General features: G+C 65.2%; 14 protein-coding genes. 3 read left to right on the top strand and 11 right to left on the bottom strand.

What is annotated here, in order from left to right:
• Positions 1–82 precede the first annotated feature (82 nt).
• From pstB to ppk1, 5 genes are all read right to left on the bottom strand, one after another.
• Positions 83–859: a phosphate ABC transporter ATP-binding protein PstB gene (pstB, locus tag SB816_RS19340; RefSeq protein ID WP_006385463.1), complete on the bottom strand. Its 777-nt coding sequence runs from the start codon at positions 857–859 to the stop codon at positions 83–85.
• A 47-nt stretch (positions 860–906) separates the two neighbouring features.
• Positions 907–1,761: a phosphate ABC transporter permease PstA gene (gene pstA / locus SB816_RS19335; protein WP_080977466.1), complete on the bottom strand. Its 855-nt coding sequence runs from the start codon at positions 1,759–1,761 to the stop codon at positions 907–909.
• Positions 1,762–1,784: 23 nt separating this feature from the next.
• Positions 1,785–2,801, bottom strand: a complete 1,017-nt coding sequence (gene pstC / locus SB816_RS19330) for a phosphate ABC transporter permease subunit PstC (protein WP_054501111.1) — start codon at positions 2,799–2,801, stop codon at positions 1,785–1,787.
• A gap of 139 nt (positions 2,802–2,940) precedes the next feature.
• Positions 2,941–3,981: a phosphate ABC transporter substrate-binding protein PstS gene (pstS, locus tag SB816_RS19325; protein ID WP_064524069.1), complete on the bottom strand. Its 1,041-nt coding sequence runs from the start codon at positions 3,979–3,981 to the stop codon at positions 2,941–2,943.
• Between the two features lie 557 nt (positions 3,982–4,538).
• Positions 4,539–6,614 carry a polyphosphate kinase 1 gene (ppk1, locus tag SB816_RS19320; RefSeq protein WP_054501109.1) on the bottom strand — a complete coding sequence of 692 codons (2,076 nt, stop codon included), beginning with the start codon at positions 6,612–6,614 and terminating at the stop codon, positions 4,539–4,541.
• Positions 6,615–6,833: 219 nt separating this feature from the next.
• Between ppk1 and ppx the strand changes: the two genes are divergently transcribed.
• Positions 6,834–8,333 carry an exopolyphosphatase gene (gene ppx / locus SB816_RS19315; RefSeq protein WP_054501108.1) on the top strand — a complete coding sequence of 500 codons (1,500 nt, stop codon included), beginning with the start codon at positions 6,834–6,836 and terminating at the stop codon, positions 8,331–8,333.
• A 178-nt stretch (positions 8,334–8,511) separates the two neighbouring features.
• Here ppx and SB816_RS19310 read toward each other — a convergent pair whose 3' ends face one another.
• The 5 genes from SB816_RS19310 to SB816_RS19290 all read right to left on the bottom strand — a co-directional run bounded on the left by SB816_RS19310 (position 8,512) and on the right by SB816_RS19290 (position 14,495).
• Positions 8,512–9,315, bottom strand: coding sequence for a GNAT family N-acetyltransferase (locus SB816_RS19310; protein WP_054501107.1), 804 nt, complete (start codon positions 9,313–9,315; stop codon positions 8,512–8,514).
• A 215-nt stretch (positions 9,316–9,530) separates the two neighbouring features.
• On the bottom strand, positions 9,531–10,874 hold the full coding sequence (gene glmM / locus SB816_RS19305) for a phosphoglucosamine mutase (RefSeq protein ID WP_054501106.1): 1,344 nt from the start codon (positions 10,872–10,874) through the stop codon (positions 9,531–9,533).
• Positions 10,871–11,716: a dihydropteroate synthase gene (gene folP, locus SB816_RS19300; RefSeq protein ID WP_054501105.1), complete on the bottom strand. Its 846-nt coding sequence runs from the start codon at positions 11,714–11,716 to the stop codon at positions 10,871–10,873. The genes glmM and folP overlap by 4 nt, the downstream gene beginning before the upstream one ends.
• Before the next feature lie 18 nt (positions 11,717–11,734).
• On the bottom strand, positions 11,735–13,633 hold the full coding sequence (ftsH, locus tag SB816_RS19295; RefSeq protein WP_054501104.1) for an ATP-dependent zinc metalloprotease FtsH: 1,899 nt from the start codon (positions 13,631–13,633) through the stop codon (positions 11,735–11,737).
• Positions 13,634–13,862: 229 nt separating this feature from the next.
• Positions 13,863–14,495, bottom strand: coding sequence for an RlmE family RNA methyltransferase (locus SB816_RS19290; protein WP_006385473.1), 633 nt, complete (start codon positions 14,493–14,495; stop codon positions 13,863–13,865).
• A gap of 18 nt (positions 14,496–14,513) precedes the next feature.
• On the opposite strand from SB816_RS19290, the gene SB816_RS19285 reads away from it, so the two are divergent.
• A complete protein-coding gene (locus SB816_RS19285) occupies positions 14,514–15,116 on the top strand; it encodes a YhbY family RNA-binding protein (RefSeq protein ID WP_049075379.1) in 603 nt (200 codons plus the stop codon).
• A 133-nt stretch (positions 15,117–15,249) separates the two neighbouring features.
• Here SB816_RS19285 and greA read toward each other — a convergent pair whose 3' ends face one another.
• Entirely contained in the window at positions 15,250–15,726 is a 477-nt protein-coding gene (gene greA / locus SB816_RS19280; RefSeq protein WP_006385475.1) for a transcription elongation factor GreA, read from the bottom strand.
• A 699-nt stretch (positions 15,727–16,425) separates the two neighbouring features.
• Between greA and SB816_RS19275 the strand changes: the two genes are divergently transcribed.
• Complete coding sequence (locus SB816_RS19275; RefSeq protein ID WP_054501103.1) at positions 16,426–18,045, top strand: methyl-accepting chemotaxis protein; 1,620 nt, start codon at positions 16,426–16,428, stop codon at positions 18,043–18,045.
• The last annotated feature ends 20 nt before the right edge of the window (positions 18,046–18,065 follow it).

Raw genomic sequence — 18,065 nt, 5'->3', positions numbered from 1 at the left:
ACCCGAAGGTGCGCCGTTGTTTCATGCGGGATCCAAGGCGGATCGCGCAGTCTGCCCGACAGGCAACCGTTTCGATGGACGCTCAGCCGAAACGGCCGGTGATGTAGTCCTCGGTTTCCTTGCGCGACGGCTTCACGAAGATCTGGTCGGTCTGGCCGAATTCCATCAGCTCGCCCAGGTACATGTAGGCCGTGAAATCCGAACAGCGAGCGGCCTGCTGCATGTTGTGGGTCACGATGACGACGGTGTAGTCGTTCTTCAGCTCGGCGATCAGTTCCTCGATCTTGGCGGTCGAGATCGGATCCAGCGCCGAACACGGCTCGTCCAGCAGCAGCACTTCCGGCTTGATGGCCACGCCGCGCGCGATGCACAGGCGCTGTTGCTGGCCGCCCGACAGGCTGTTGCCGCTCTGGTGCAGCTTGTCCTTCACTTCGTTCCACAGCGCGGCCTTGCTCAGCGCCCATTCCACGCGCTCGTCCATCTCGCCCTTGGACAGGCGCTCGAACAGGCGCACGCCGAAGGCGATGTTGTCGTAGATGCTCATGGGGAACGGCGTGGGCTTCTGGAACACCATGCCGACCTTGGCTCGGATCAGCGAGATGTCCGTCTTGGCGGTCAGCAGGTTCTCGCCGTCCAGGATGATCTCGCCTTCGGCGCGCTGGCCCGGATACAGCTCGAACATGCGGTTGAAGGTGCGCAGCAGCGTCGACTTGCCGCAGCCCGACGGGCCGATGAAGGCGGTGACCTTCTTCTCCTGGATCGACATGTTCACATTGCGGATCGCATGGAACTTGCCGTAGTAGAAGTTCAGGTTCTTGACCTCGATCTTGTTCTTGACGGCGGTAGCGGTGTTTTCCATTTGGTTTCCCTAGGTCCGGCGCGGCGGGCGCGCCGGCAAAGCGATCTTTATTTGCGGAACATGTTGCGGGCAATGATGTTGATGCCCAGCACCAGCAGCGTAATCAGGGTGGCGCCGGCCCACGCCAGGTCGTTCCAGTCCTTGAAGGGGCTGGCGGCGTATTGGTAGATCACGACCGGCAGGTTGGCCATCGGGCCGTTCATGTTGGTCGACATGAACTGGTTCGACAGCGCCGTGAACAGCAGCGGCGCGGTTTCGCCCGAGATGCGGGCAATCGCCAGCAGCACGCCGGTGATGATGCCGGTCTTGGCGGCGCGATAGCACACCAGGGTGATCATGCGCCACTTGGGGCAGCCCAGCGCGGCCGCGGCTTCGCGCAGGCTGTTGGGCACCAGCAGCAGCATGTTGTCGGTGGTGCGCACCACCACCGGGATCACCAGGATCGACAGCGCGATGGCGCCGGCCCAACCCGAGTAGTGCCCGACTTGCGCCACGTACACGGCGTAGATGAACAGACCGATGATGATGGACGGCGCCGACAGCAGCACGTCGTTCAGGAAGCGCGTGGCCGGCGCCAGCCAGCCGCGCTGGCCGTATTCGGCCAGGTAGGTGCCGGCCAGGATGCCGACCGGCGTGCCGATCAGCGTGCCCACGCCCGCCATCATCACGCTGCCGAAGATGGCGTTGACCAGGCCGCCGGACTGCCCCGGCGGCGGCGTGATTTCGGTGAAGAGCGTGTACGACAGCGCCGGCGCGCCCTTGAACAGCAGGGTCTGGATGATCCAGAACAGCCAGAACAGCCCGAACACCAGCGTGGCCAGCGAGATGGTCAGCATGATGCGGTTGACCACCCGGCGCCGGCGATACACGCCGTTCTGCATATTGAGTACGGAGACAGCCATGATCTTTTCCTTGTGGGCCGGGGTCAGGATTTCTTGCCTTCACCGGCCGACAGGCGGACCAGCAGCATCTTCGCCAGGGCCAGCACGATCGTGGTGATCAGGAACAGGATCAGGCCCAGTTCCAGCAGCGCCGACTTCTGGATGCCACCGGCTTCATTGAATTCATTGGCCAGCGCCGAGGCGATCGAGTTGCCCGGCGAGAACAGCGAACCGGACCACTTGAAGGCGTTGCCGATCACGAAGGTCACCGCCATGGTCTCGCCCAACGCGCGTCCCAGGCCCAGCATGATGCCGCCGATGACGCCCGACTTGGTGAAGGGCAGCACCACGCGCCACATCACTTCCCAGGTCGTGCTGCCCAGGCCGTAGGCCGATTCCTTCAGCATGGCCGGCACCAGTTCGAACACGTCGCGCATCACCGCGGCGATGAACGGGATGATCATGATCGACAGGATCAGGCCGGCGGTGAAGATACCGATACCGAACGGAGGCCCGGCGAACATGCCGCCGATGATCGGCACACTGCCGAGCGTGGCGATCAGGAACGGCTGCACGTATTGCTGGAACACCGGCACGAAGACGAACAGGCCCCACATGCCGTAGATGATCGACGGAATCGCCGCCAGCATCTCGACCGCGGTGCCCAGCGGGCGGCGCAGCCAGGTCGGCGACAGTTCGGTCAGGAAGATAGCGATGCCGAACGACACCGGCACCGCGATGATCAGGGCGATGGCCGAGGTCAGCAGCGTGCCGATGATGGGCACCACCGCGCCGTAGTTCTGCTTGACCGGGTCCCAGTCGTTCAGCCACAGGAACGACAGGCCGTATTTGGCCAGCGATTCGCGGCTGCCGTAGATCAGGGAAATGAGAATCGCCGCCAGCAGAATGAACACCAGGAAGGCGAACAGGCGGGTCAGGTTCTTGAACAGCGCATCCATCAGCGCGTTTTTATTTTGCTTCATAGGCGAAGGCGTGCCGGTAGTCACGGAGTCCGCCACGCTGGGCGAAAGCGGCACACTATTATCCATTACCGCGCTCATGGATGGACTTTCCTTAGGAAACCTTGGGAGAAACGACGAGTGGGTCCGGGGGACCCGCCCCGGTCTGCGGCAAGCCGGCAACCGGGGCAGTGGGCCGATGCCGGCGCGCGAACGCGATGTCGCGCGCCAGGCATCCGCTTTACTTCCAGACAGCCTTGCCGTCGGCGGACTTGACCTCGCCCCAGGCGGCGCGGATTTCCTTGGTCACGGCTTCCGGCAGCGGCACGTAGTCCATGGCTTCAGCCGACTTGGCGCCGTTCTTGAAGGCCCAGTCGAAGAAGTCCAGGACGGCCTTGCCCTGCACCGGCTTGTCTTGCGACTTGTGGACCAGGATGAAGGTGGCGGCGGTGACGGGCCACGAATCGGCGCCCGGCTCGTCCGTCAGCACCACGCCCATGCCAGGCGCGCTCTTCCAGTCGGCGTTGGCGGCGGCGGCGGCGAAGGCCTTCTGTTCCGGCTGGACGAACTTGCCGTCCTTGTTCTGCAGTTGCGTCCAGGCCAGCTTGTTCTGCTTGGCATAGGCGTATTCGACGTAGCCGATCGAGTTCTTCAGTTGGCCGACGTAGGCGGCGACGCCTTCGTTGCCCTTGCCGCCCTGGCCCACGGGCCACTTGACGGCCTTGCCTTCGCCGACCTGTTCCTTCCACTCCGGCGACACCTTGGACAGGTAGTTGGTCCAGCCGAAGGTGGTGCCCGAGCCGTCCGAACGGTGCACGACGATGATGTCGGCCGACGGCAGCTTCAGGTCGGGGTTCAGCGCCTTGATGGCGGCGTCGTCCCACTTCTTGATCTTGCCCAGGAAAATGTCGCCCAGGACCTTGCCGGACAGCTTCAGCTTGCCCGCCTCGACGCCGTCGATGTTCACCACGGCAACCGTGCCGCCGATGACGGCCGGGAACTGCAGCAGACCATTCTTTTCCAGGTCAGCGGCCTTCATGGGATCGTCCGAGGCGCCGAAATCGACGGTCTTGGCGATGATCTGTTGCTGGCCGCCGCCCGAACCGATCGACTGGTAGTTCACGGCATTGTTGGTGGCAGCCTTGTAGTCCGACGCCCACTTGGCGTAGATCGGGTACGGGAACGAAGCGCCGGCGCCGGTCACGTCGGCGGCCTGGACGGCAAAAACGGCGGCGCTCAGCGCGACGCCCAGGGAAACTTGTTTGAAGACACGTTTGAACATCTTGGTTCCTTCTGTGCTCGTTAGAGGAGTCTTTGGCAGGCTTTCTACTGCCCGTCTTTCAGCGACCCTCGCATGTTAGAAGTCCAACGTGACAGGATAGTGACAGTCATAAACCCCCCCCCCGGAGCGCTGCGCGCTTCCCCCCCAGGGGGGCGCCGGTGGCGGACCGGCGGAGCCGGATCCGCGCGGCCTGGATTGGGAAGGGCCGGTTGGCATGGGGGAGTGGCTTGCTGGTGGGGGATGTGGGGGCGGAGGTCGCCCCAGGGGGCGCCGGTGGTGGACCGGCGGGGGCGGATCCGCGCGGCCTGGATTGGGAAGGGCCGGTTGGCATGGGGAGTGGCTTGCTGGTGGGGGATGTGGGGACGGAGGTCGCCCCAGGGGGGCGCCGGTGGTGGACCGGCGGGGCCGGATCCGCGCGGCCTGGATTGGGAGGGGCGCGGTTGGCATGGGGAGTGGCTTGCTGGTGGGGGATGTGGGGGCGGATAGAGAAGGCCCCGCTGGGCGGGGCCTGGTTCCGTTTCCGCATGGCCTCCGCGAAGGGAGAAGGACGGGCGAGGCTATACGCCCAGCTTCTGCATCAGGTACTGGTGCAGGTTGAAGGGTTCGCGGCGGCTGCGGACGCGGACGTAGTCGCCGTCGGCCTGTTGCTGCCAGGCCAGTTGGTTGTCGCGCAGGGCGAACGTGAAGGCTTCGTCGATGACGCGCTTCTTGAGGGCCTTGTCGTAGATCGGGAAGGCGATTTCCACGCGGCGGAAGAAATTGCGGTCCATCCAGTCGGCCGAGGACAGGTACACCGTCTCGGCGCCTTCGGCGTAGAAATAGAACACGCGCGAATGCTCCAGGAAGCGGCCTACGATGGAGCGCACCCGGATGTTCTCGGACAGTCCCGGCACGCCGGCGCGCAGCGCGCAGACGCCGCGCACGATCAGGTCGATCTTCACGCCGGCCTGGCTGGCCTTGTAGAGTTCCTCGATGATCTGCTCTTCCAGCAGCGAGTTCATCTTGGCCATGATGCGCGCGCGCTTGCCCGCCTTGGCGGCGCGAGCCTCGGCGCGGATCAGCGCCACCATGCCTTCATGCATCGTGAACGGCGACTGCATCAGCGACTTGAGCGCGCGCCGCGCGCCCAGGCCGGTCAACTGCGCGAACACCTTGTCCATGTCCTCGCACAGCTTGGGATCGGCGGTCAGCAGGCCGAAATCGGTGTACAGGCGCGCGGTGCGCGGGTGGTAGTTGCCGGTGCCCAGGTGGGCGTAGCGGCGCAGGCGGCCCTTTTCGCGCCGCAGCACCACCGCCATCTTGGCGTGGGTCTTGTGCGCCACGACGCCATAGACCACGTGCGCTCCCACCTCTTCCAGCTTGGAGGCCCAGTTGATGTTGGTCTGCTCGTCAAAGCGCGCCATCAGTTCCACCACCACCGTCACTTCCTTGCCGGCGCGCGCCGCGGCCAGCAGGATCTTCATCAGCTCGGAATCCTCGCCGGTGCGGTAGATGGTCTGCTTGATGGCCATCACGTCCGGATCCAGCGCGGCGGCCGTCAGGAAGTCGATGACCGGCTGGAACGACTGGTACGGGTGGTGCAGCAGGCGGTCCTGCTCGGCCACGGCCTCGAACAGTTCGGCCGGCTTGTCGCCGACGCGGTCGAATGGCGCCGGCACAGGCGCGCGGTAATCGGGGAACAGCAGGTCGGGCCGGTTGGGCGAATTGCACAACTGCATCAGGCGCGACAGGTTCACCGGCCCCGGCACCCGGTAGGTGTCCTCGGCCTTCAGGGAAAATTCGCGCTGCAGGAAGGTTTCCAGCTCGACCGGCGTCAGTTTGTCGATCTCCAGGCGCACCGCGGCGCCGAAGTTGCGCTGCGACAGCTCGCCCTGCAGGGCGTGGCGCAGGTTGGTGACTTCTTCCTCGTCCACGAACAGGTCGCTGTTGCGCGTCACCCGCCACTGGTAGCAGCCCAGCATCTCCAGGCCCGGGAACAGCTCGCCGACGAAGGCGCGCAGCAGCGAGGTCAGCAGGATGTAGCCTTCCGGATGGCCGGACAGCTCTGGCGGCATCTTGATCAGGCGCGGCAGCGCGCGCGGCGCCTGCACCACGGCGATCGAGGCCTGGCGGCCGAAGGCGTCGGCGCCGGACAGCGAGACGATGAAATTCAGGCTCTTGTTGTAGACCCGCGGGAACGGATGCGCCGGGTCCAGCCCGATCGGCGTCAGCAGCGGCATCACGTCGCGGTTGAAGACCTCGCGCGCCCATTCCTGCTGCTCGGCATTCCATTCCGAGGCATGGTGCAGCGCGATACCCTCGGCCTGCAGCGCCGGCAGGATGGCGTCGTTGAGCAGCGCGTACTGGCGCCCCACCAGCTCGTGCACCGCCTGCTGGACGTTCTCGAACGCCTGGTCGGGCGTCATGCCGTCCGGGCCGACCAAGTTCGGCGACTGGCGCTGTTGTTCCTTGAGACTCGAGATCCGGATCTCGAAGAATTCATCAAGATTGGAACTGACGATACAGACGTAGCGCAGCCGTTCGAGCAGGGGCGTGCTCGGATTTTCCGCCATCGCCAGCACGCGTTCGTTGAACTTGAGCAGCGACAACTCGCGATTCAGGAGCAAGGGCTCGGCGGGCGGGCGTGTGGTCATACCGGATTCCATACGTAAGGAGAGCGTGGAGTTTTACTGCAAAATAGTGACGGTTCTATGACACAACGCCAAATGCGTAGCGTACGACAAAACCGGGACGCATGGAGCATGGTCTCCCGGCGCCAACTGCCTGTTCCATAAGCGAAAACCCGCAGCGGAAGGCGCTGTCATACGGGGTCTCTATAATCAGGCCACCTCACAGCCAATATTACGAGCCGCATGGATCAACTTCTGGCCGCCGTGGACCTCGGGTCCAACAGCTTCCGCCTCTCCATCGGACGCATCGTTCAGCAGGACGGTACGCCCCAGATCTACCAGATCGATCGCCTCAAGGAAACCGTCCGGCTCGCCGCCGGGCTGGACGCCGAAAAACGCCTTGGCGACGACGCCATCGAGCGGGCCATCGCGGTCCTGGAACGTTTCGGCGAACGCCTGCGCAGTTTCCATCCCAACCGTGTGCGCGCGGTCGCCACCAACACCTTCCGGGTGGCGCGCAATACCCGCGATTTCCTGCCCCGGGCCGAAGCCGCCCTGGGCTTCCCGATCGAAGTCATCGCCGGCCGCGAAGAGGCCCGCCTGATCTTCTCGGGCGTGGTCCACACCCTGCCGCCCTCGCCCAACAAGCGCCTGGTGATCGACATCGGCGGCGGCTCCACGGAAGTCATCATCGGCAAGGGCCATGAACCCGGCCTGATGTCGTCGCTCTACATGGGCTGCGTCAGCTACAGCCGCCAGTTCTTCTCGGACGGCATCGTCGACGCCCACCAGATGAAGCAGGCCGAGCTGGCCGCGCGGCGCGAGATCGAAGTCATCGCCAAGCAGTACCGCAAGACCGGCTGGAAGGAAGCCTACGGCTCTTCCGGCACCGCCAAGGCGCTGTACGCCATCCTCACCGAAGGCGGCATGTCCGAACGCGGCATCACCCGCGCCGGCCTGAGCAAGCTGAAAGACCGCATCGTGCGCGCCGGCCGCGTCATCCCGTCCGAGCTGCCCGGCATCAAGGTCGAGCGCGCCGACGTGCTGCCCGGCGGGCTGGCCATCATGAGCGCGCTGTTCGACGAACTGGGCATTGATGTCATGCACACCGGCGACGGCGCGCTGCGCCTGGGCGTGCTGTACGACCTGCTGGGCCGCGACGACGAGCACGACAAGCGCGACGAGTCGGTGCGCCAGTTCATGAAGCGCTATCACGTCGACATCAACCAGGCGCGTCGCGTGCACCGCGCCGCGCTCAGCCTGTTCGACGCGATGATGCCCGAAGGCGCCGAACGCGCCGAACTGCGCGCCGAACTGCGCGCCGCCCTGGGCTGGGCCGCCGACCTGCACGAAGTGGGCCTGTCCATCGCCCACAACGCTTACCACAAGCACACCGCCTACGTGCTCGAGAACGCCGACATGCCGGGCTTTTCTCGCGCCGACCAGCAATTGCTGGCGCTGCTGGCGCTGGGCCACCAGGGCAAGCTGAGCAAGCTCGAGCCGCTGGTGCGCAATCGCGCCCAGTGGATGGCCATCCTCAGCCTGCGGCTGGCGGTGCTGCTGTTCCGCCGCCGCGGCGAAATCGACCCGCTGCCCCTGACCGCGTCCATGCGCAACGACTCCATCGTCGTGCGCGTGAACCGCGACTGGCTCGCGCAACACCCGCTCAGCGACTTCACGCTGCGCGCGGAAGAAGCCGAATGGTCGAAAGTGGGCTTCTCGTTCGAACTGCTCGAGTTCTGAGCCGCGTCCAAAACAGCACGGCCCCGGAAGAATCCGGGGCCGTGTGGCGTGGCGGGCATCTGGCGCTAGAACGGCGACAGATCGGTCTCGCGTTCGAGCTGCTTGAGTTCCAGGCGGAATGGCCGCGTTGCCCGCCGAATCAGTCTGATCTTCATGCGGCGGAACAAGCGGCGCATGATTAGCGCTGACCGTTGGCCGTGGGTTGATCCAGGCCGAAATGGCGGCGGTAACGCTCGTCCATGCCGTCCATCTTCAGCAGCACCGGGAAGTCGGCGGCGTTGAAATCCGGGTCCCAGGCGGGTTCGCCGCAGACCGTCGCGCCCAGCTTCAGGTAGCCCTTGATCAGCGGCGGTACGCGCGCCGGCAGCGTGCTGTTGAGTTTTTCCACCGGATAACGATGCAGCGGCGTCACATGCGGCTGCCCTTCTGTCGGCAATTGCTTGGAAATCGTGCGCCACACTTCGGCAGCGGTGACGCCGTCGTCGCGCAGGCTGACGCTGGCGCAGCCCAGCACGTACTGGTAGCCGCCGCGGCGCAGGTATTCCGCCAGGCCCGACCACAACAGCATGATGACCGCGCCGTTGCGGTAGTCGGCGTGAGTGCACGAGCGCCCCACTTCCACCAGCTCGTCGCGGATCGCGCCGAGGCCGGACAGGTCGAATTCGGATTGCGAGTAGTAGCCGCCGGCCTCGCGCGCCTTTTCGGGCGTGAGGATGCGGTAGGTGCCGACGACACGGCCGGTGTCGAGTTCGCGCACCATCAGATGCTCGCAGAAGGGATCGAAACGGTCGTGCTCGATTCCGTCCTGGGCATCGGGGAAGACCGCGCCCATGTCTTCGGTGAAGACGTCGTAGCGCAGGCGCTGGATCTGTTCAATTTCCTCGGCCGTGCGCGCCAGGCCGACCACCAGCACCCGTGCGGCGGGGCCTGTCCACGGTTCGGTAGCGTTACGGCTTGGGTTGATGCGTGCTAGTTCCAGCATTGCGCGAAGCTCCTAGAGAGTCCGGTCAGTTTGGACGCCCTGTATGTCAAAGACTTGACCAATATGTTACGTGACTATGAAGTTTAGTTCGGAGCGCTGCGGCCACAATTCCGCAAAGTTCGACAAAACTTTACAAAACAATACTTATTCCCAACAAACAATGGCCATTCATCGCAAAGCAATGAATGGCCATGTCCGGTCCTGGCGAAGTTGGCTTATCCCAGGCTGGCCGCCAGCTTCTCGGCTGACGTCACTGCCAGGGTTTCGTCCTCGGCCTCCACCATCAGACGCAGCTTGGGCTCGGTGCCCGAGGCGCGGATCAGCACGCGGCCGCGGTCGCCCAGTTCGGCCTCGACGGCCTGGCGCGCGGCGGTCAGGCCCGGATGAGTCTTCCAGTCCTGGCCCGGGGTCAGCGGCACGTTGATCATCTTCTGCGGATACATGCGCAGGTCCTTGATCCATTCGGCCATCGAGGCATGATTGCGGCGCAGCGCGGTCAGCACCTGCAGCGCGGCGATGATGCCGTCGCCGGTGGAGTGGCAATCCAGGCACAGCAGGTGGCCGGAGCTTTCGCCGCCATAGAGCCAGCCGCGCGCCTGCATCTGTTCCAGCACGTAGCGGTCGCCCACGTTGGCGCGTTCGAAGCCCACATTCAGGCGCTGCAGCGCCCGCTCGAAACCAAAGTTGGTCATGAGCGTGCCGACCACGCCGTCCACCTTGCCGCGCTGCATGCGCTCGCGCAGGATGGCGTACAGCAGTTCGTCGCCGTTGTAGATGCGGCCGTCGCCGTCCACCATCTGCAGGCGGTCGGCGTCGCCGTCCAGCGCGATGCCGAGCTGGGCGCCACGCGCCTTCACTTCCTTGGCCAACTGCTCCGGGTGCAGCGCGCCCACGCCCTTGTTGATGTTGAAGCCATCCGGGTGCACGCCAATCGCGTGCACTTCGGCGCCCAGCTCGCGGAACACGTGCGGCGCGATGTTGTAGGCCGCGCCATGGGCGGCGTCCACCACGATCGTCATGCCGTTCAGGTCCAGGTCGTTGGGGAACGTGCTCTTGCAGAACTCGATGTAGCGGCCCTGGGAGTCCGACATACGGCGCGCGCGGCCCAACCCTTCGGAGCTGACACAGCCCAGCGGCTCATCCAGGGCGGCCTCGATGGCCGCCTCGATCTCATCCGGCAACTTCATGCCCTGGGCCGAGAAGAATTTGATGCCGTTATCCTGGTAAGGATTGTGCGAGGCGCTGATCACGATGCCCGCGACCAGGCGCAGCGCGCGCGTCAGGTAGGCCACGGCGGGCGTGGGGATCGGGCCGGCCAGCAGCACGTCGATGCCCGCGGCCGACAGCCCGGCCTCGAGCGCCGATTCCAGCATGTAGCCGGAAATGCGCGTGTCCTTGCCGATCACCACCTGCGGGCGGCTGCCGCCGCGCACCGCGTGTTCGCGCGCCAGCACGCGGCCGGCGGCATAACCCAGGCGCAGGGCGAATTCCGCGTTGATCACCGGGCCGCCGACTTCGCCGCGCACACCGTCGGTACCAAAATACTTGCGTTGAGTCATGAAGTGATTGCTCCTTGTTCAGCCGCCTGCCAGACCTTGAGCGCATCCACCGTGGCCGCCACATCGTGCACCCGCACGATCGAGGCGCCACGGGCCACACAGGCCAGGGCGGCGGCAATGCTGCCGGACAGCCGGTCGCCGACCGGCCGGCCGGTGGCCTGACCGATCATGTTCTTGCGCGACAGGCCGATCAGCAATGGATAACCGCCGCTGCGCAGGCTCGACAGCCGGCGCAGCAATTGGAAGTTCTGGTCGGCGGTCTTGCCGAACCCAAAGCCGGGGTCCAGCACGATGCGTCGGGGATCGATCCAGGCGGCGCGCAGCTTCTGCGCCCGCGCCCCCAGAAAGAGACCGATTTCGCCGATCAGGTCGGAATATTCGGGCGGCGTCGCCTGCATGGTGCGCGGCTCGCCTTTCATGTGCATGACGCACAGACCGCAACGCGACTGCGCCACCGCCTCGATGGCGCCGGGCTGCCGGAAGCCGTAGATGTCGTTGATCATGTCGGCGCCGGCATCCAGCGTGGCGCGCATGACCTCGGGCTTGAAGGTGTCGATCGACAAAGGCACGCCGCAGTCGCGCAGCGCCTCGATCACCGGCAGCAGCCTGTCCAGCTCGTCGGCGACCGCCACCGGCTCGGCGCCGGGTCGCGTCGACTCGCCGCCCAGATCGAGGATCTGCGCGCCTTCGTCGATCAGGCGGCGCGCATGCGCCACCGCGGCGTCGGTATCGTCGTGCTGGCCGCCGTCGGAAAACGAATCCGGCGTGACATTGACGATACCCATGACAAGCGGGCGCTCGAGATCAAACTCGAAGCGCCCGCAAAGGAAGTTATTCGCCATAAATCAGGACGAAAGACCTCAGACCGCGGCTGCCGTGTTACCGCCGGCGGCCAGGCCGGTCGGAGGCGTATCCGACGTATCCGACGGACCTTGCGGCGTCTTCGGGGGACGCGGCGGGCGGCCCTCGATGATGTCGTTGATCTGGTCGGCGTCGATGGTTTCCCATTCGAGCAGCGCGGCGGTCATGGCTTCGACCTTGTCGCGGTTGTCTTCCAGGATCTTGCGCGCAACGCCGTACTGCTCATCGATGATGCGGCGGATCTCGGAGTCCACCTTCTGCATGGTGGCTTCGGACATGTGCGTGGTCTTGGTGACGCTGCGGCCCAGGAACACCTCGCCTTCGTTCTCGGCGTAGACCATCGGACCCAGCTCGTCGGTCATGCCATAGCGCGTGACGATGTCGCGGGCGATGGCCGTGGCGCGTTCGAAGTCGTTCGAGGCGCCGGTGGTCATCTGGTTCATGAAGATCTCTTCGGCGATACGGCCGCCGAACAACACCGCGATGGTCGACAACAGGCGGCTCTTGTCCATGCTGTAGCGATCGCTTTCCGGCAACTGCATCGTCACGCCCAACGCGCGGCCGCGCGGAATGATGGTGACCTTGTGGACCGGATCGGTCTTGGGCAGCATGCGGGCGACGATGGCGTGGCCGGATTCGTGGTACGCGGTGTTCTTGCGTTCCTCTTCGGGCATGACGATCGAGCGGCGCTCGGCGCCCATGATGATCTTGTCCTTGGCCTTTTCGAAGTCCGACATATCGACCGTGCGGCCGTTGCGGCGCGCGGCGAACAGCGCGGCTTCGTTGACCAGGTTGGCCAGGTCGGCGCCGGAGAAGCCCGGGCAGCCGCGCGCCAGGATGGTCGCGTCGACGTTGGGCGACAGCGGCACCTTGCGCATGTGGACCTTCAGGATCTGTTCGCGGCCGCGGATGTCCGGTAGCGGCACCACGACCTGGCGGTCGAAGCGGCCCGGACGCAGCAGCGCCGGATCCAGCACGTCGGGACGGTTGGTGGCAGCGATGACGATGACGCCCTGGCCCGACTCGAAGCCGTCCATTTCCACCAGCATCTGGTTCAGCGTCTGTTCGCGTTCGTCGTTGCCGCCGCCCAGGCCGGCGCCACGCTGGCGACCGACGGCGTCGATTTCGTCGATGAAGATGATGCAGGGCGCGTGCTTCTTGGCGTTCTCGAACATGTCGCGCACGCGGGCCGCGCCCACGCCGACGAACATTTCAACGAAGTCCGAACCGGAGATGCTGAAGAACGGCACCTTGGCTTCGCCGGCGATGGCCTTGGCCAGCAGCGTCTTGCCGGTGCCGGGCGAGCCGACCATCAGCACGCCGCGCGGAATACGACCGCCCAGCTTCTGGAACTTGCTGGGATCGCGCAGGAAATCGACCAGTTCCTGGACGTCTTCCTTGGCTTCATCGCAGCCGGCGACGTCGGCGAAGGTGATCTGGTTGGTGTTCTCGTCGAGCATGCGGGCGCGCGACTTGCCGAAGCTGAACGCGCCGCCCCTGCCGCCGCCCTGCATCTGGCGCATGAAGAACACCCACACGCCGATCAGCAGCAGCATGGGGAACCAGGACACGAAGATGCTCATCAGCAGCGACTGCTCTTCGCGCGGCTTGCCCGAAACCTGCACGCCATACTTGAGCAGGTCGGAAACCATCCAGAGGTCGCCCGGCGAGGTCAGCGTGTAGGGGCGGCCCGCGTCCGGCGTGACGTAGAGCACGTCGCCGCCAGGGCCGCCCTGCACGTCCACCTTGCGGATACGGCCCGCCTTGGCGTCGTCCATGAACTGCGTGTAGGTCACGCCGTCCTGGGTCTGCGCGCGTCCGTCGAACTGCTTGAAGACCGTGAATAGCACCAGGGCTATCACCATCCAGACGGCGACTTTCGAAAATGAATTATTCAAGGTCGATCTCCTGCTTTCGATTCCGACCGGCGACCGCGCACCCGCATATGGCACAGTCACAAGTATGTCAATAGCCCATTCTACCCTGTCGGACCGGGTTGCGTCCTGGGAAGGGGCGGGGCCGCTAAGTTACGTCTGATTCGTGATTTTGCTGGTCTTTGTCTCGGCAGGCCGGCCGTCGTCGGACCGGTGGGTTCTTGTGACACCGGGGCACGTGCCCCGGCGCGGGTTATTTCAGATCGCGCGCAACCAGAAAGGTTTCGGAGGACTTGTCCCGCGATGCCTTCGGCTTGCGCTCGACCACCCGCTTGAAGTGCTGTTTGTAGGACTCCACGATCTGCGAAAAGCCGGTTCCGTGGAATGCCTTGACGATCAGCGCCCCGTTGGGCTTGAGATGGGCGAGGGAAAACTCCATCGCCAGCTCGCACACGTGCTGGATGCGCGCGGCGTCGGCGATACCCACGCCTGACAAGTTGGGGGCCATGTCGGAGATTACAAGATCCACCGCGCGCGATCCGACCATGTCTTCCAGTTGTTTCAAAATGTCATCCTCGCGGAAGTCGCCCTGGATGAATTCGACGCCCGCCACGGGCTCCATGGGCAGCATGTCCAGGGCGATGATGCGCCCGTCCACCACGCCGCCCGGGCCCGCCAGGCGCTCGCGCGCCACCTGCGACCAACTGCCGGGGGCCGAGCCCAGGTCGACGACCAGGTCGCCACGCCGCAGCAGCTTCTCGGTGTCGAGAATCTCGATCAGCTTGAAGGCGGCGCGGGCCCGGTAGCCCTTCTGTTGCGCCATCTTCACATAGGGATCGTTGATGTGCTGGTGAATCCAGTCTTTGGAGAATTTATTCTTGGCCATTACCGTACAATTCCACGCATGCCTATATTAGAACTTACCTCTCGTGAGCGCAGCGACCTTCGGTCCGCCGCTCACCCTCTGCGCCCCGTCGTCCTGATCGGCGACAACGGCCTGACCGAAGCCGTGCTCAAGGAAATCGACCTGGCACTCACTTCCCACGGCCTGATCAAGGTCCGGGCCGGCGGCGACGATCGCGAGGCCCGCGAGGCCATGCTGTCGACCATCTGCGACACCCTGTCCTGCGCCCCGGTGCACCACCTGGGCAAGACCCTGATCCTGTTCCGCCCGCTGGCCGGCAACATCAAACCGCCCGTGCTGGCCGCCCTCGAGCCGGAACGTCCCGCCAAGCGCCGCGCCTCCGAGCCGCATACGCCCAAGAAGCTCGCCGCCGAAGGCAAGACCCTGGCCAAGCGTCCGCGCCGCTCCGAAACCGAAGAGCCCAAGCCGAAGACGCGCTTCGTGCCGCAGGACCAGCTCAACAAGAACGGCAAGCCGATGCGTCCCAGCAACAAGAAGACCGCCTCCGGCAGCCACGGCATCCCGCGCCGCGCCGGCAGCGCGCTGAGCCTGCGCGCCGGAGCACGCAGCGGCACCAGCCGCAAGTCGTCGCCCAAAAGGTAATCCGGGCAGTTCCGCCGGGCACAAAAACGGGCGCTTTACGCGCCCGATCCACCATAGCGTTCCGCAGTGTTGCCGTGCCGGATACCCGGTGCGGGCTATGGTGCTTTGCTGATTTTACCGCTCAGAGCCAGCGTCAGATGTAACGCACGCTCAATACTTCATACTCGCGAACACCGGCCGGGGCCTTGACCTCGACCACGTCGCCTTCGCTCTTGCCGATCAGCGCGCGGGCCACGGGGCTCGACACGGAGATCAGGTTCGACTTGATGTCGGCTTCAACGTCGCCGACGATCTGGTACGTCACACGATCGCCCGAATCCAGGTCCTCGATGTCGACGGTGGCACCGAACACGGCGCGACCTTCGGCCTCGAGCGAAGTCGGGTCGATCAGGTGGGCATTGGAAAGCGTGCCCTCAAGCTCGGCGATCCGGCCCTCGATGAAACCCTGGCGCTCGCGAGCCGCATCGTACTCGGCGTTCTCCGACAGATCGCCCTGCGCGCGCGCTTCGGCGATAGCGTTGATGACGGCGGGACGTTCCACGGTTTTCAGCCGCTGGAGCTCTTCTTGCAAGCGCTCGGCCCCGCGCACGGTCAAAGGAATGGCAGACATGTCGTTTCCCAAACAAAAGTAGAAAACGCCCCCGACGGAGCGTTCTCGGTGTGAAGGTCTTGGACCTGACGCATGGGGCGCCGTCGGAAGCGGACTCGTGACGGGCATCGCCAGGAACGGAACGGCCAGGGGCGGGCAAAGCTGAACCCGATGGATCCCCTTGCGCCCGCTCGGGCCGGCCCGCCGGACGAATGCGGCAAGCTGCGACCAAAACAAAACCCCGGCTCGGGTCGGAACCGGGGCAATCAAGGTCATATTGTGGTCAAAGTCCGCCGGAATTGCAAGCCACCGGAGAAACCGGCTTTTTCGGCGCATTTCGCCGCCGTAACCCGCTAAAACCCGTCGTTTCCCGGATCGGCGCCGGCGTTGCACAAAAGATACTCAACAGTAAGGACAAACCCGACCACGGCGAGGTTTATGTAAAAACGCGGTGTGGTGCTCAATAAAAAAGGTATAACCGACAAACTGGCCCATTAATAACAATTAAATACATGCCGGTATTAGCCGGCATTTTCCTGTTTCAAGCGAAGGGATACGCGAGCCGCCCGTGTCGGCCACGCGTAAAGCGATTGATTGTGCGTGTTGCAGGTTGGGCGGACGCATCGCAGTCATCCGGCGCGACGTTCGCCCCTCTGCCGCAGCGCCGGTGGGCACGGTATCCACGCCTGCGGTGGAGCGCGTTCAAGAACGGGAGCTCCCATGCTGGAAAAATTGAAAGTCCGTACGGGCATGATGCTGGTGTTGGCCTGCTTTGTGATTACCCTGGCGCTGGCTTGCGGCTTGAGCTGGATGAACGCCGAAAACAGCATGCACGAAATCGAGGACCTGAATAATGTGGCCGTGCATCAGGTCGATCCGCTCTATGAATCCAATGCCGCGCTACTGCGCGCCCGGCTGTCGCTGGGCACGGGCATCGCCGACCTTCAGTCCGGCGCCAACGACCAGGCGGCCAGCGCGCAAGCCGCCGCCGCCGAACAGCTCAAACTGGCGCGCGAGCGCTTCGACCGCTACATGGCGGTGCCCAAGAGCGAGCGCGGCCAGGAGCTGGCGCGGGTCCTGCAGGGCCGCTTCAACGCCTACGCCGCCGCGCTGGGCGAACTGGACGCGGCGCTCAAGGAGCGCTCGGTCGCGCGCTACCAGCAGAACGAAGCGCGGGTGCGCCAGGCTGACGCCGACTTCGCCAAGGACATGCAGGTGTTCCTGGCGCGGGTCCAGGAACGCAGCGACAGCGTGCTGGAAAGGTCGCAGAGCACCTATTCGACCGCCCGCATCTCGGCCATCGCCCTGCTGTCGGTGGCGCTGCTGCTGGCGGTGCTGTGCTGGGCCTTCATCCGCCGCGGCGTGCTACTGCCGCTGCAGGACGCCGGCCGGCATTTCGACCGGATCGCCGCGGGCGACCTGACCCAGCGGGTCGACGCCCGCTCCAACAATGAGATCGGCACGCTGTTTTCCGCGGTGCGGCGCATGCAGGACGGCTTGACCCGCACGGTGACCACGGTGCGTCAGGGGGTCGAGGAGATCAATGTCGGCGCGGCCGAGATCGCCGCCGGCAATGCCAATCTGTCGACCCGCACCGAGCAGCAGGCAGCCGCGCTTGAAGAGACCGCCTCGACGATGGAAGAGCTGGCCGCCACCGTCAAGCAGAATGCCGACAACGCCGCCCAGGCCAACCAACTGGCGGCGGTGAGCATGGAGGTGGCGCAGCGTGGCGGCCAGACGGTCGGCCAGGTGGTGGCCACCATGCAGGGCATTTCCGAGAGTTCGCGGCGCATCGCCGACATCGTATCGGTGATCGACGGCATTGCCTTCCAGACCAATATCCTGGCGCTGAATGCCGCCGTGGAGGCGGCCCGTGCCGGGGAACAGGGCAAGGGTTTCGCCGTGGTGGCGGGCGAGGTGCGCACCCTGGCGCAGCGCGCGGCGCAGGCAGCCAAGGAGATCAAGGTCCTGATCGAGACCTCGGTCGATACGGTCGCGGCCGGCTCATCGCAGGTCGCGGCCGCCGGCCAGACCATGGACGAAATCGTGACCTCGGTGCAGCGCGTGGCCGACATCATGGGTGAGATCTCGGCGGCCTCGGCGCAACAGGCCGGCGGCATCGACCAGGTCAGCCTGGCGGTCTCGCAGATGGACGAGGTGACGCAGCAGAACGCCGCGCTGGTGGAGCAGGCCTCGGCGGCCGCGTCGGCGATGGAGGATCAGGCCCGGCGCCTGGCGGAGGCGACCGCGGTCTTCAAGACCCAGTCGGGCCAGGTGATCGAGGCGGCCCCGGTGCAGGTGGGCGGCCGGACGCCGGCGTCGCGGCTGTCGCGTTCCTGAGCGGCGCCGGCCTGTCGCGC

This window comes from Achromobacter sp. SIMBA_011 (genome assembly GCF_046535435.1).
GTDB classification, from domain to species: domain Bacteria; phylum Pseudomonadota; class Gammaproteobacteria; order Burkholderiales; family Burkholderiaceae_B; genus Achromobacter; species Achromobacter dolens.
Note: the sequence above shows the minus strand (reverse complement) of the source record. Positions and strands in the feature narration are given on the sequence as shown.

Excerpts from the sequence above, each read along its gene's own strand:
- SB816_RS19285 (WP_049075379.1), top strand. The coding sequence starts at position 14,514 with ATGCCTATATTAGAACTTACCTCTCGTGAGCGCAGCGACCTTCGGTCC.
- glmM (WP_054501106.1), bottom strand. The coding sequence starts at position 10,874 with ATGACTCAACGCAAGTATTTTGGTACCGACGGTGTGCGCGGCGAAGTC.
- pstA (WP_080977466.1), bottom strand. The coding sequence starts at position 1,761 with ATGGCTGTCTCCGTACTCAATATGCAGAACGGCGTGTATCGCCGGCGC.
- ppx (WP_054501108.1), top strand. The coding sequence starts at position 6,834 with ATGGATCAACTTCTGGCCGCCGTGGACCTCGGGTCCAACAGCTTCCGC.
- ppk1 (WP_054501109.1), bottom strand. The coding sequence starts at position 6,614 with ATGACCACACGCCCGCCCGCCGAGCCCTTGCTCCTGAATCGCGAGTTG.
- SB816_RS19275 (WP_054501103.1), top strand. The coding sequence starts at position 16,426 with ATGCTGGAAAAATTGAAAGTCCGTACGGGCATGATGCTGGTGTTGGCC.
- SB816_RS19310 (WP_054501107.1), bottom strand. The coding sequence starts at position 9,315 with ATGCTGGAACTAGCACGCATCAACCCAAGCCGTAACGCTACCGAACCG.
- greA (WP_006385475.1), bottom strand. The coding sequence starts at position 15,726 with ATGTCTGCCATTCCTTTGACCGTGCGCGGGGCCGAGCGCTTGCAAGAA.
- pstB (WP_006385463.1), bottom strand. The coding sequence starts at position 859 with ATGGAAAACACCGCTACCGCCGTCAAGAACAAGATCGAGGTCAAGAAC.
- pstC (WP_054501111.1), bottom strand. The coding sequence starts at position 2,801 with ATGAGCGCGGTAATGGATAATAGTGTGCCGCTTTCGCCCAGCGTGGCG.
- SB816_RS19290 (WP_006385473.1), bottom strand. The coding sequence starts at position 14,495 with ATGGCCAAGAATAAATTCTCCAAAGACTGGATTCACCAGCACATCAAC.
- folP (WP_054501105.1), bottom strand. The coding sequence starts at position 11,716 with ATGGCGAATAACTTCCTTTGCGGGCGCTTCGAGTTTGATCTCGAGCGC.
- pstS (WP_064524069.1), bottom strand. The coding sequence starts at position 3,981 with ATGTTCAAACGTGTCTTCAAACAAGTTTCCCTGGGCGTCGCGCTGAGC.